Source organism: Pseudomonas sp. NPDC089741 (genome assembly GCF_044748825.1).
In the GTDB taxonomy this organism is placed as follows: domain Bacteria; phylum Pseudomonadota; class Gammaproteobacteria; order Pseudomonadales; family Pseudomonadaceae; genus Aquipseudomonas; species Aquipseudomonas helmanticensis.
On sequence record NZ_JBIVGT010000012.1, the window covers coordinates 105,444 to 117,475 of the forward strand.

At 57.3% G+C, this 12,032-nt stretch carries 13 protein-coding genes and 1 tRNA gene; 7 read left to right on the forward strand and 7 right to left on the reverse strand.

Annotation, left to right across the window (positions count from 1 at the left end; all coding sequences use genetic code 11):
• Positions 1-12: 12 nt before the first annotated feature.
• From ACIPZE_RS14480 to ACIPZE_RS14495, 4 genes are all read left to right on the forward strand, one after another.
• A complete protein-coding gene (locus tag ACIPZE_RS14480; RefSeq protein ID WP_400773443.1) occupies positions 13-306 on the forward strand; it encodes a hypothetical protein in 294 nt (97 codons plus the stop codon).
• 65 nt (positions 307-371) lie between these two features.
• Entirely contained in the window at positions 372-620 is a 249-nt protein-coding gene (locus ACIPZE_RS14485) for a hypothetical protein (RefSeq protein WP_400773446.1), read from the forward strand.
• Entirely contained in the window at positions 610-780 is a 171-nt protein-coding gene (locus tag ACIPZE_RS14490; RefSeq protein WP_400773448.1) for a hypothetical protein, read from the forward strand. The genes ACIPZE_RS14485 and ACIPZE_RS14490 overlap by 11 nt, the downstream gene beginning before the upstream one ends.
• A gap of 106 nt (positions 781-886) precedes the next feature.
• Positions 887-2,071: an Arm DNA-binding domain-containing protein gene (locus ACIPZE_RS14495; protein ID WP_400773451.1), complete on the forward strand. Its 1,185-nt coding sequence runs from the start codon at positions 887-889 to the stop codon at positions 2,069-2,071.
• A 239-nt stretch (positions 2,072-2,310) separates the two neighbouring features.
• On the opposite strand, the gene ACIPZE_RS14500 is transcribed toward ACIPZE_RS14495, so the two are convergent.
• The 4 genes from ACIPZE_RS14500 to ACIPZE_RS14515 form a co-directional block, all read right to left on the reverse strand.
• Positions 2,311-3,063: a DUF6602 domain-containing protein gene (locus ACIPZE_RS14500; RefSeq protein WP_400773452.1), complete on the reverse strand. Its 753-nt coding sequence runs from the start codon at positions 3,061-3,063 to the stop codon at positions 2,311-2,313.
• A gap of 61 nt (positions 3,064-3,124) precedes the next feature.
• Complete coding sequence (locus ACIPZE_RS14505) at positions 3,125-3,670, reverse strand: hypothetical protein (protein WP_400773455.1); 546 nt, start codon at positions 3,668-3,670, stop codon at positions 3,125-3,127.
• 39 nt (positions 3,671-3,709) lie between these two features.
• Entirely contained in the window at positions 3,710-3,928 is a 219-nt protein-coding gene (locus ACIPZE_RS14510) for a hypothetical protein (protein WP_400773458.1), read from the reverse strand.
• Between the two features lie 205 nt (positions 3,929-4,133).
• Positions 4,134-4,223 (reverse strand) — tRNA-Ser (locus tag ACIPZE_RS14515).
• A 295-nt stretch (positions 4,224-4,518) separates the two neighbouring features.
• Between ACIPZE_RS14515 and ACIPZE_RS14520 the strand changes: the two genes are divergently transcribed.
• From ACIPZE_RS14520 to ACIPZE_RS14530, 3 genes are all read left to right on the forward strand, one after another.
• Positions 4,519-5,208: a crotonase/enoyl-CoA hydratase family protein gene (locus ACIPZE_RS14520; RefSeq protein ID WP_400773461.1), complete on the forward strand. Its 690-nt coding sequence runs from the start codon at positions 4,519-4,521 to the stop codon at positions 5,206-5,208.
• A 216-nt stretch (positions 5,209-5,424) separates the two neighbouring features.
• Positions 5,425-6,147 (forward strand): lysophospholipid acyltransferase family protein, encoded by a 723-nt coding sequence (locus ACIPZE_RS14525; RefSeq protein WP_400773464.1) that lies wholly within the window; start codon positions 5,425-5,427, stop codon positions 6,145-6,147.
• 134 nt (positions 6,148-6,281) lie between these two features.
• Positions 6,282-7,253: a magnesium and cobalt transport protein CorA gene (locus ACIPZE_RS14530; RefSeq protein WP_283437146.1), complete on the forward strand. Its 972-nt coding sequence runs from the start codon at positions 6,282-6,284 to the stop codon at positions 7,251-7,253.
• A gap of 60 nt (positions 7,254-7,313) precedes the next feature.
• Here the strand turns inward: ACIPZE_RS14530 and ACIPZE_RS14535 are convergent, their stop codons facing one another.
• From ACIPZE_RS14535 to ACIPZE_RS14545, 3 genes are all read right to left on the reverse strand, one after another.
• Positions 7,314-8,036 carry an amidotransferase gene (locus tag ACIPZE_RS14535; protein ID WP_129391339.1) on the reverse strand — a complete coding sequence of 241 codons (723 nt, stop codon included), beginning with the start codon at positions 8,034-8,036 and terminating at the stop codon, positions 7,314-7,316.
• Between the two features lie 92 nt (positions 8,037-8,128).
• On the reverse strand, positions 8,129-10,273 hold the full coding sequence (locus ACIPZE_RS14540; RefSeq protein WP_400773468.1) for a 3-hydroxyacyl-CoA dehydrogenase NAD-binding domain-containing protein: 2,145 nt from the start codon (positions 10,271-10,273) through the stop codon (positions 8,129-8,131).
• A gap of 24 nt (positions 10,274-10,297) precedes the next feature.
• Entirely contained in the window at positions 10,298-11,503 is a 1,206-nt protein-coding gene (locus tag ACIPZE_RS14545) for an acetyl-CoA C-acetyltransferase (protein WP_400773470.1), read from the reverse strand.
• Positions 11,504-12,032 lie beyond the last annotated feature (529 nt).

Below are 12,032 nucleotides of genomic sequence, written 5' to 3' on the forward strand. Positions count from 1 at the left end.
AGAGCAAGACCGATGCAGATCCAAGTGTTGATGGGCAATGCCGGCGACGGCAAAACCAGCAAGCTCCAATGGGTGCAAAGCCGTATGGAATTTACTGGGCAAAGCGCGCCGATCATTCAGGCCGGTGCTTACGGGGAGGAAGGCTTGCTGCAGATTCTGGAAGTGCGGGTAGCTGCTGGCCAGCGCGAGATCCTCGTGGATGACTGCAGCCGGCAACAGATCCTGCGTGTACTGGAATGGCAATCATGTGTGGAACATAAGCCGGATTTTGACGGCCTGGTGATTCACCTTGCACGCAAGGACTGAGCGTAAAAAAACAGTGCCGAGGAGTTGCAGCTCCTCGACACCGAACCACTACCGAGGGCTATACCATGCAAGCACAGAACCAAAGCAGCAGCGGCGCGAAGGCTATCACACCGGCGCGGCACCTGGTCGCCACCGCGATCATCGGCGCCGCCGTCATCGGCTACCTGGTGCACAAGACCCCCGAGTCCCGCACCCGCCTGGAAAGCCTCAGCCAGATGGCCAGCACCCTGGGCGACCTGAGCGACACGGATGCCGCCGTGATCAGCCAGGTGCTCGCCCGCCCTGCCGCACGGGGCCCCCGCCATGATCAATAACCCGACCGTGACACCGACTCGGCGCTTTCCCTGGAACATGGATCACACCAGCGTGTGCGACCAGTGCGGCAAGTGGCGCGCCCAAGGCAATCACCAGGCCTGCAGTCGCCGGCGTCAGCTGCTGAACGCCCATCTGCGCCAGAACAGGCCCAAACCGTAAGCCGCGTCCACCAGAAGACACGCTTGCAGATACTTGGCCCGGAAACGGGCCTTTTTGTTTCCGATCGTCAGACTGTCGATATACGAGTACAGCGTTAGGGGTTTACATGAGTGGGGTCGAAGCTCGCGGCAAGTCCGTGAGAATCTATTTTCAATACAAAGGGGAGAAATGCCGGGAAACGGTCCCAGGCAGCAATACACCGGCTACCGTGGCCCAGGCCAAGCGCCTGGCCGACATCATTGAATACGAGATCCAGACCGGCACCTTTGATTACGCCCGGCACTTTCCAAACTCGCCGCGCCTGGTGGAAAACACCTTTGGCCATTACCTGGACCTGTGGTTGAAGATAAAGGCCAACAGTGTCGCGGCCTCAAGCTACCGAGGGTACGCCAACAAGGCCGAAGTGCATGTGCGACCACGCTGGGGCAAGATCCAGATCAACCAGATCGATCACCTCGACCTGCAGGTGTGGATTCAGGACACGCTGTCGAAGACCCTGAAGAACAAGACCATCCGCGACATCATCAGCAACGTGCGCCAGGTGTTTCGCTTGTACCGCACGCGGATGAAGGTCGCGCACGACCCGACCGAAGGGTTGATGGTGCGCCTGCCCGATCCGGAAGCCCCGGACCCGTTCACCCGGGCGGAAATCAAACAGATCCTCGACACGCCCACCCACCGCACCCACGAACTGCTGATGGTCCAGTTCATGTTATGGGCCGGCCCGCGTGTGTCCGAGACAATCGCCCTAGCCTGGGAAGATGTCGACCTGGCGCAAGGCACGGTGACCTTTCGCCGCTCCAAGGTGCGCGGCGCCTACCGGGTGACGAAAACCCGCCGATCGATGCGACGGGTGCGCCTGCTGGCACCGGCGTGGGACGCCCTGCGCAAGATCGATGCGCTGACACGCAAACGCAGGGCGGAAACCGTGGAGATCGTCGAGCGGGACAACAAGACGGTGCGACAACACAAGCTGCACTTTGTGTTCCTCAACAGCCACAGCGGCCTGCCGCACGCCAACGACTTCGTCGTGCGCGATCGTTTTTTCAAGGCGCACTTGCTGGCTGCCGGCGTTCGTTATCGCGGACCCGGGCAATGCCGGCACACCTACGCCAGCCAGTTGCTGACCACCGGCGTGGCGTCGATCGACTGGATCGCTGAGCAAATGGGTCACACCAACGGCAACATGATCCGTCAGCACTACGGGACGTGGATCAATGAAGACGGCCCAGACGTGGTAGGGATGCTGCAAATGGCCTTGAACCTGTCACCGGTCACCGCTCTACACTGAATTCACTGTGGCCTCCGCTTTCGGCGAAGCCAGGAGGTTATGCAATGGTGGTCCAGTCCTGGGCGTAATGGTTCTCAAGGCCGTAAAAAAAGGCCCCCACGCCTGGGCCAGGTGTGGGGGCCGATTGAACATAGGCTGGAATTCAATGTAACGGTCAAAAATCGGGAACGCCTATCGGAATACGCTAAGTCTGAATGACCGATTTTGGCCGATAGCGGCCTTCGCTCCGACCGCTATCATTATGGTTCTTTTAATGCCGTTAAGACTATGTCGTCCACGTTTATATAAGCGCCGGGATTGAACGGCCTAATGGACGTCTCCTCACCTGATAGAGTATTCATCAGCCCCGTAATGAACATGCTAAATTCAAAAAAAGGAGGATAGTCATTATTTGATTCGAGGCCATACCAACTTTTCGTTGCTGCGTCATAAAACCAGTAACCCTTACCTAAAACGCAAAGAACTGTACAGGGTGGATGTTCATCGTCGGTATGTTTTTTATAGCGTTCTATTTCTGAGCTGGTGATGTCAGTGCTGAACGCCAGAAGAACTGTTGTCGGGAGGGGGCCACCCTCGACCGAGCCATCCTGCCCCATTTTAGGGAATGAACGAAGTTTACTTACAGACCTGAATTTTTTATTTGCATCTTTTACCTCGCGCGCATTAAGTGTCGACTTTACCTCGAAGACATAACGAACACATTCCACTGGATACAGTCCAAGATCTCTACCCACCAAAATGGGTGGAGCAACTTTTCTATGGTAGACAATTAAGTCAAGCTGATCGCTTAAGCTTTGAAGTGAATCAATAACTTTCCCCGTCCCGCATTGATAGCTTTGCGTGAGAAATGGCTCTATACACTCCTTCGCTGCAATCTCGCGTATTTCTCCTGCTATTCCATGATGCCCGATTCCAGAAGCTAAACTGTCTGCATTCTTTTTGGCTGACGCGATCCGATTGACAATATAGTCAAAATGCTTAGTCGTTCTCATTATTATTTATCCCCCCCCCAAAAACATGCCAGTGTATATCGCGAAATACTGAAACCTATTGTTAAGCATTCGCTAACATCTTAAGCCTGGCGCGTATGCTCTGGCAGAGCGCGTCAAACCGTTCGCTTTGCCGCTCTTCATAGAAAAACACCCCATTGCTGTGTGCCGGTGCCGCAATTATCGCGGATACTGACTCATCAATTGCATCAACAATAGATTTGCGGTTTATGGAGAATTGGTCTGAGTTGAAGTGAATAAAATCGTTTCTAGACTTATTTAGCCAGGTTATCAGGTCCCTATCTATTCCGGATTCTTTGCCAAATAGTCTGTCGTACAGCTCCATAAAGTAGTCGAGCTGAGGATCAGGTAAATCCTCGTTGTTTTCATACGCCTCTAACCACTTTTTGAGGTGCTTCGGCTTCCACGTATCAAAACCTGCGCTTCCTCTAAGCGCAATGCATACAGCACCCTGTAGCGCAGAATGAGCAGCGATGAGCGCCCACTTCCAAGAGGTTGCCGTCATCGGCGCCCCTTGAGTCTGAGCAAGCAGTTGCTCGAGAGATGTTTCCAAATCGATAAAACGGTCGAACTGAATATAGCCTTCCATGTTGTGCCAACCCTTCATGGTGCCTAATGGAGCGACTCCCTAAGACTGCCGTATTCGCAGGATCGCATCTGTTAATGCTCGTGCATTTGTGTCCAGGGTTTCCAGAGCCACGACGGCGTTGTCGGCAACATCGTCTGCGCCAGTCCCTGAGATCCAATGGGTGATCTCTTCGATCGCTGCACCGAGGGCATGCTGGTTGTGCAGAAGCAGTGTCAGCGCATCAGCAGTGGCGATGTTGGAGGCTGAGTTGTCAGGCATGCGATCCATCCTGGAAATGAGGGGTTTGCACAGCCTAGCTCATGCGGCCACAGTGAGGGGCCGAGATACGCACTCATAGCCCCATCTTCCGCACCAAAATAGCGCCCCAGTCCCATCTCAGTCCCATATGGCCTTTTTTCAGACGCCAAAAACCACAAACCCCCGACTTTCTCTAGGAAAATCAGGGGTTTGCGTTTACTGAATGTGGCGGTGAAGGAGAGATTCGAACTCTCGATACAGTTTCCTGTATACACACTTTCCAGGCGTGCTCCTTAAGCCACTCGGACACTTCACCGTATCTCTTCAAACATGTTCTGTCTGTCGAGGCGCGCTAATGTAGTCGAAAGCTTTTCCGATGGCAAACTTTTTTTTAAGATTTTCATGCGGTTAAGAGAAAAAGTCGTTTGGCCCGCCGACGGGCCATGGCAAACCGGCCAATCTCTGGTGACGGCGCCCCTTCTATATAGAAGCAGAATGGCGTGCTGCGCCGGGCGAGGCGGGAAACGGTGACTGGCGGGTCAGTCACGGCGCTTTACCTGGCTGGCGTCGGTGGGTAACGTCTGCCCATCTTTCTAATAAGGAATAGCGTCATGAGTGAGTTGATTTCCTACCACCTCGAAGACGGTATCGCGACCCTGACCTTGAGCAACGGCAAGGTCAATGCCATTTCCCCGGACGTGATTGCGGCTTTCAATGCGGCGCTGGATCAGGCGGTGACTGATCGTGCCATCGTGATCATTACCGGTCAGCCGGGGATTCTGTCTGGCGGCTATGACCTGAAAGTGATGACCGCCGGCCCTAAAGAAGCCGTGGCACTGGTGACTGCGGGGTCGACCCTGGCGCGTCGCCTGCTCTCTCACCCGTTCCCGGTGATTGTTGCTTGCCCGGGTCATGCTGTGGCCAAAGGCGCTTTCATCCTGCTGTCCGCCGATTACCGCATCGGCGTCGACGGTCCGTTCAGCATTGGACTGAACGAAGTGCAGATCGGCATGACCATGCACCACGCCGGTATCGAGTTGGCGCGCGATCGTCTGCGCCGTTCGGCGTTCCACCGTTCGGTGATCAACGGCGAGATGTTTGATCCGCAGAGCGCTGTCGATGCCGGTTTCCTCGACAAGGTCGTGGCTGCCGAAGAGCTGCAAGGTGCCGCCCTCGCCGCTGCGCGTCAGTTGAAGAAGATCAACATGCTCGCGCACAAGAACACCAAGCTGAAGGTGCGTAAAGCGCTGCTGGAAACCCTGGATAACGCGATCATCCAGGATCAGGAGCACTTGGGCTGATCGCTCGATCCTGGCAATAAAAAAAGCCCGACCGTCGTGTCGGGCTTTTTCTTGCGCGCTCGATTTAAAAGGCTGCGACGGCTCTAGGACAGGTCTGAGCATGATTTCGGAAACATGCGCTTAAACATCGCCTATCTCCGCACTCTATAGCGGCAATTGCCGAAAACAGTGCACATCCGTACACTGCGCCACCTTTTGTCCCGGTGGGGCCTGAAAATGCTGTTCGTGTTTCGTATGTTATTGATGGGCCTGCACTTTATTCTGGCAGGTGCGCTCGGGGTAATCCTCGGGATATGCCGCCCGTTCAATCCGGACAATAGCCGTCTGTGCGCTCGCCTCTACGCCTTGCCGGCCATGTGCATTCTGCGTCTGCGGGTCAAGTCCGACGTCAGTGGTTTGATCAACAAGCCAGACAGCTGCGTGATCATCGCTAACCATCAGTCCAACTACGATCTGTTTGTGTTCGGGAATGTGGTGCCGCGTCGCACCGTGTGTATCGGCAAGAAGAGCCTGAAATGGGTGCCGCTGTTCGGGCAGTTGTTCTGGCTCGCCGGCAATGTATTGATCGACCGTGGCAACGCGCACAAGGCGCGCCAGTCGATGCTCACCACCACCAACACCTTGCAGAACGAAGACACCTCGATCTGGGTGTTCCCGGAAGGCACGCGCAACCTCGGCGAAGATTTGCTGCCGTTCAAGAAAGGCGCGTTCCAGATGGCGATTGCCGCCGGAGTGCCGATCGTTCCGGTGTGTGTCAGCAGTTACATCAAACACATGCGCCTGAATCGCTGGCGCAGCGGGAAAATCCTCATACGCTCGCTGCCGGCGATTCCTACAGCCGGACTGACCATGGATGACATGCCCATGCTGATCAATCAGTGCCGCGAGCAGATGCGCGAGTGCATCGAATCGATGGATCGGCAGCTCCAAGCTGCATGAAAAACAAACCCGCCTTGTGCGGGTTTTCTTTTGCCCGCTGAACTGTAGAGATTTCACTGACTCTCAAGCAGCGACACGGCTAAGCTGATGTCTTGTATTCCCTGTCATCTGCCAAGAAGAAGTGAACCACCACCATGGGTCGAGTTGTTGCTGCTGCGGTGTACAGCGCGGGTAAGAAAGTCACCAATATCACCCTTGATGAAGGCGCAGCCTGGGCCGCGAAAACCGGCCACTTTGTCTGGATCGGCCTCGAAGAGCCGAGCGCTCAGGAACTGTCCAACCTGCAACGCCAGTTCAACCTGCACGAATTGGCCATCGAAGATGCCCTGGAAAAACACAGTCGACCGAAGCTGGAAACCTTTGGCGACGCTTTGTTTATCGTGACCTACTCGCCGATCCGCGAACATGGGATTCTGCAATTCATCGAAACCCACATCTTCGCGGGCAAGGGCTACATCATTACCGCGCGTAACGGTCACTCGGCGTCCTACGCTCACGTCCGTCAACGCTGTGAGGCGCGTCCACTGCTGCTGGAACATGGCGAGGACTTCGTTCTCTATGCGTTGCTGGATTTCGTCATCGAGAACTACCAGCCGGTGGGCGAAGCGATCCATGCCGAGATTGATGAACTGGAGCGCAACGTCCTGTGTAGTGCCCTCAACGAGCATGACATCCAGCGGCTGCACGGTTTGCGTCGGGATGTCGTGCGCCTGCGCCGGTATGCCGCGCCGATGGTGGAGATCGGCGAGGAATTGCAGAAACTGAGTTTCCCGTTTATCGACAAGAACATGCGCCCGTACTTCCGTGATGTGCAGATTCACGTGACGCGGCAGATGGAAGACCTCAGCACGCTGGCCGACATTGCCAGTCAGACCATCGAGATCGGTGTGTTGCTGGAGGCGTCACGGCAGAGTGTGGTGCAGCGCAAGTTCGCGGCATGGGCAGCGATTCTGGCGTTTCCGACGGCGGTGGCGGGGATTTACGGGATGAACTTCCAGAACATGCCGGAACTCAGTTGGCATTACGGCTATTTCGGGGTGCTGGGGTTTATTGCGGTGGGGTGCGTGAGTTTGTGGGCGAGTTTCAAGAAATCCGGGTGGTTGTAAAAGCAAAAGATCGCAGCTTTCCGTAGGAGCTGCCGAAGGCTGCGATCTTTCGCTCTGCTATCAAGCAGCCTCAGGCTTGTGCGCCACAAACCGCATCATCCACTCCGCAACCGTTGCACCATGGTGCTCCTGCTCCAGACTGGCCACGCCCTTGCTGTAAATCTGCGAACCCAGCGCTTCCTGACGCAGATCCAGCAGCGCCCGCGAATAATCGTGGATGAATTCCGGATGGCCCTGGAAGCACAGCACCTGATCATTGATGTGGTAAGCGGCAAACGGGCAGAAATCGCTGGAAGCAATCACCGTGGCGTTTTCCGGCAGCGCAGTCACCTGATCCTGATGGCTGATCAGCAACGTCAGCTCTTCACGCACCGGGCTCATCCACGGCGCCTTGGCCGCGAGTTTGTAATTGTGGGTGCCGACGCCCCAGCCCTGTGTCGCACGCTCGCTCTTGCCGCCGAGCAGCAATGCCAGCAGTTGATGGCCGAAGCAAACGCCGAGCAGTTTGTCGCCACGCTCGTAACGGCTGAGCAGATATTCCTTGAGGGTCTGGATCCACGGATCAGTGCCGAACGAATCGGCCTTGCTGCCGGTGACCAGGTACGCGTCGAAAGTCAGCTCATCGCTCGGGTATTCGCCCTGCATCACGTTGTACACAGTGAACTCGGCGGCAATCGGTTGCTGCGAGAACAGGCGCTGAAACATCTGCCCGTAACCCTGATATTGATCGACCAGTTCCGGACGCAGGATGTCGGTTTCCAGAATGCAGATGCGTAGCGACATAAAAAATACCTGACACGTGATGGGAATAATGAACACCCCAGAGCCTGCCTTGAAACACCCTGACAAGGCAAGCCCCGGAAAGCTCGCTGCCCCTAGAACATTTCACCTTTTGCCGCTTTATCCAGCAGCAATGCTGGCGGCGCAAATCGCTCGCCATACTGTTCGGCGAGATATTGCGCGCGGGCCACAAAATCCTTTACGCCGTACTGATTGATGAATTGCAGCGCACCACCGGTCCACGCGGCGAAACCAATGCCGAAGATCGAGCCGACGTTGGCGTCCGCCGTCGACGTCAGCACGCCCTCCTCCACACAGCGCACGGTTTCGATAGCCTGCACGAACAGCAAACGATCACGCACATCCTTCGGCGAGATCTGCCCGTCGGCCTTCTCGAAGCGCGTCTTCAGTTCTGGCCACAGATGCTTCTGGCCAGCAGCCGGGTATTCATAAAAACCACCGCCAGCGGCCTTGCCCGGACGCTTGTATTCGTTGAGCAGCAAGTCAATCACGGCGAACGCCGGGTGCTCAATCAGCGGTTTCCCTTCGGCCTGTAGGTCTTTGGCCGTTTGCTTGCGGATATGGCTCATCAGGCTGAGGGAAACTTCGTCAGAGATCGCCAAAGGCCCGACCGGCATCCCGGCCTTGCGCGCTTCAGTCTCGATCATCGGTGCACTGACGCCTTCACCGAGCATGGCAATGCCTTCATTGGTGAAAGTGCCGAATACGCGTGAGGTAAAGAAGCCGCGACTGTCGTTGACCACAATCGGGGTCTTCTTGATTTGCAGGACGAAATCGAAGCCGCGAGCGAGGGTTTCATCGCTGGTTTTCGCACCTTTGATGATTTCCACCAGCGGCATTTTCTCCACCGGGCTGAAAAAATGCAGGCCGATGAATTTGCTTTGATCGGGTACGGCGCTCGCCAGACCGGTGATCGGCAGGGTCGATGTATTGGAAGCAATGACCGCGTCGGCGCCCACCACCTGCTGCGCGGCCACAGACACCTTGGCCTTGAGCTCGCGATCCTCGAACACCGCTTCGATGATCAGGTCGCAACCGGCCAGATCCGCATCGGCCTCGGATGGGGTGATCCGCGCCAGCACAGTCTCACGCTGTGAGACTGTCATCTGCCCACGGGCAACTTTCTTGTCGAGCAACGCCGCCGAATGCGCCTTGCCCTTCTCGGCGGCCGCGAGATTGACGTCCTTGAGCACCACGTCAATACCCGCCGAAGCACTGACGAAAGCAATCCCGGCACCCATCATCCCGGCACCGAGCACGCCAACCTTGCGCGTGACATAGGGTGCGAAACCCTGCGGCCGCGATCCGCCGGCATTGATCTCGTTGAGCTGGAACCAGAACGTACCGATCAGGTTTTTCGAAATCTGCCCGGTGGTCAGTTCGGTGAAATAGCGCGTTTCGATCAGGTGCGCGGTGTCAAAATCGACCTGTGCACCTTCCACCGCCGCGCAGAGGATTTTCTCCGGAGCCGGCAACGTGCCCTGGGTTTTGCTGCGCAGGATCGACGGCGCAATGGCCAGCATCTGCGCGACTTTCGGATTCGACGGCGTCCCACCCGGGATCTGATAGCCCTTCACGTCCCAGCGCTGCACCGCCGTCGGATTGGCAACGATCCAGGCGCGCGCCTTGGCCAGCAGTTCATCACGATCCGCCGCCAGGTCGTCGATAAGACCGGCCTGCAACGCCTGCTGCGGTCGGACTTTCTTGCCTTCGAGCAGATACGGCAACGCTTTTTCGATACCGAGCATGCGCACCATGCGCACCACCCCGCCGCCGCCCGGCAGCAGGCCGAGGGTCACTTCCGGCAGACCGAGTTGCACCGACGCATCGTCCAGCGCTACGCGGTGATGACAGGCCAGACAGATTTCCCAGCCACCGCCCAGCGCCGCGCCGTTGATCGCTGCGACCACCGGTTTGCCGAGGGTTTCCAGGGTGCGCAATTGCTCTTTGAGGGTCAGCACCATGTCGTAGAAGGCTTTGGCTTCAGGCTTTCCGACCTTGATCAGCTCATTGAGGTCGCCGCCGGCAAAGAAGGTTTTCTTCGCTGACGTGATGATCACGCCGGCAATGCTGTCTTTTTCCGCCAGCAGCCGGGCGACGCACGCGGCCATGGCCTCGCGGTACACGGCATTCATGGTGTTGGCGCTCTGGCCCGGCATGTCGATGGTCAGCACGACGATGTTGTCCTGGCCTTTTTCGTAACGAATGGCTTCGCTCATAACAAGGTTCCTTGAATTCGGGGCTCAGAGGCGTTCGATGATGGTGGCAATGCCCATGCCGCCGCCGACACAGAGCGTCGCCAGGCCATAGCGCAGACGCCGCGCTTCCAGTTCATCGAGCAGGGTGCCGAGGATCGCGCACCCGGTGGCGCCCAGCGGATGGCCCATGGCGATGGAACCGCCGTTGACGTTGACCTTGGCCGGATCGACGGCCATGTCCTTGATGAACTTCAGCACCACTGAAGCAAACGCTTCGTTGACCTCGAACAGGTCGATGTCCTCCACGCGCAGTCCGGCCTTGGCCAGCGCTTTGCGCGTCGCCGGAGCAGGGCCGGTAAGCATGATGGTCGGATCGGTGCTGGTCACCGCCGTGGCGACAATCCGCGCCCGTGGTTGCAGGCCCAGTGCGCGGCCCTTGGCTTCGGAGCCGATGAGCATCAGCGCGGCACCGTCGACGATCCCGGAACTGTTGCCCGGCGTGTGCACGTGGTTGATTCGTTCGACATGGCTGTAGACCCGCAGCGCGGTCGCGTCGAAGCCCATCTGGCCGATCATTTCGAAACTCGGCTTGAGCTTGCCCAGGCCTTCCAGCGTCGATTCGGCGCGAATGAACTCATCGTGATCGAGCAGGATGATGCCGTTCTGATCCTGCACCGGCACCAGCGATTTGTTGAACGAACCATCGGCCCGCGCCCGTGCCGCTTTCTGTTGCGAATACAGGGCGTAGGCATCGACGTCCTCGCGGCTGAAGCCTTCGAGCGTGGCGATCAAGTCCGCACCGACGCCCTGCGGGGTGAAGTGGCTGTGCAGGTTGGTCTGCGGGTCCAGCGCCCAGGCGCCGCCATCGCTGCCCATCGGCACCCGCGACATCGACTCGACGCCACCGACCACCACCAGGTCTTCAAAACCGGAGCGCACTTTCATCGCGCCGAGGTTCACCGCCTCCAGACCCGAAGCGCAGAAGCGGTTGATCTGCACGCCCGCGACGCTGACATCCCAATCGGCCACTTGCACCGCGGTTTTGGCGATGTCGGAGCCCTGATCGCCAATCGGCGTGACGCAGCCGAGGACCACGTCATCAACCTGGCTGGTGTCCAGCGCGGTGCGCGTTTGCAGAGCGCTCAGCAGGCCGGCGACCAGATTCACCGGTTTGACGCTGTGCAAGGCGCCATCCGCTTTGCCTTTGCCACGGGGCGTGCGTAACGCGTCGAAAATCAAAGCTTGGGTCATGACGTCCTCGAACCTGTGCGGTGAGTGATTTCTTGTGCCTTCACTCTTGACCCGAGCGGTCGCAGATTCAATGACCACAGCGCTCAATGCGGTTGACGCACACGCTCAGACGGACGGTCATCAAGCCTTGGGTGAACCGGTTCAGGTCGCCGAGTTGTCTAGCAAGCGGGCGGCAAAGAAGCTGGCAATACGCCTCATGCCTTTTTAATCGCAATTTCTTAAAGCTCCATATGAAATGGATCTAAGCCAAGCGTGACGCGGGCCCTAAGGTAGTACATGTACGTCAGGGTCGTCGGGTTTTGCCGGGACAGACGTTCTTCAACAGGAAGTGCAACGCGCGCCGTCATGGATATGCAGGCACGCATCAGGAAATAACAATAAAGGCGGTCAAGCCATGTTCAAACAACCGAAAGTTCGTCAAGCAGGACTCATTCTTTTCGCCACGACGCTGTTGTTGATTTTGCCGAATTTGACCAAGGTAATCGGCTGACTCAAGCGGCAGGTGCGGTTTATCGCCACTGAAAATATG

Coding starts and splice junctions, on each gene's coding strand:
- ACIPZE_RS14510 (WP_400773458.1), bottom strand. CDS start 3,928: ATGCCTGACAACTCAGCCTCCAACATCGCCACTGCTGATGCGCTGACA.
- ACIPZE_RS14505 (WP_400773455.1), bottom strand. CDS start 3,670: ATGGAAGGCTATATTCAGTTCGACCGTTTTATCGATTTGGAAACATCT.
- ACIPZE_RS14485 (WP_400773446.1), top strand. CDS start 372: ATGCAAGCACAGAACCAAAGCAGCAGCGGCGCGAAGGCTATCACACCG.
- ACIPZE_RS14480 (WP_400773443.1), top strand. CDS start 13: ATGCAGATCCAAGTGTTGATGGGCAATGCCGGCGACGGCAAAACCAGC.
- ACIPZE_RS14530 (WP_283437146.1), top strand. CDS start 6,282: ATGGGTCGAGTTGTTGCTGCTGCGGTGTACAGCGCGGGTAAGAAAGTC.
- ACIPZE_RS14500 (WP_400773452.1), bottom strand. CDS start 3,063: ATGAGAACGACTAAGCATTTTGACTATATTGTCAATCGGATCGCGTCA.
- ACIPZE_RS14525 (WP_400773464.1), top strand. CDS start 5,425: ATGCTGTTCGTGTTTCGTATGTTATTGATGGGCCTGCACTTTATTCTG.
- ACIPZE_RS14535 (WP_129391339.1), bottom strand. CDS start 8,036: ATGTCGCTACGCATCTGCATTCTGGAAACCGACATCCTGCGTCCGGAA.
- ACIPZE_RS14495 (WP_400773451.1), top strand. CDS start 887: ATGAGTGGGGTCGAAGCTCGCGGCAAGTCCGTGAGAATCTATTTTCAA.
- ACIPZE_RS14520 (WP_400773461.1), top strand. CDS start 4,519: ATGAGTGAGTTGATTTCCTACCACCTCGAAGACGGTATCGCGACCCTG.
- ACIPZE_RS14490 (WP_400773448.1), top strand. CDS start 610: ATGATCAATAACCCGACCGTGACACCGACTCGGCGCTTTCCCTGGAAC.
- ACIPZE_RS14545 (WP_400773470.1), bottom strand. CDS start 11,503: ATGACCCAAGCTTTGATTTTCGACGCGTTACGCACGCCCCGTGGCAAA.
- ACIPZE_RS14540 (WP_400773468.1), bottom strand. CDS start 10,273: ATGAGCGAAGCCATTCGTTACGAAAAAGGCCAGGACAACATCGTCGTG.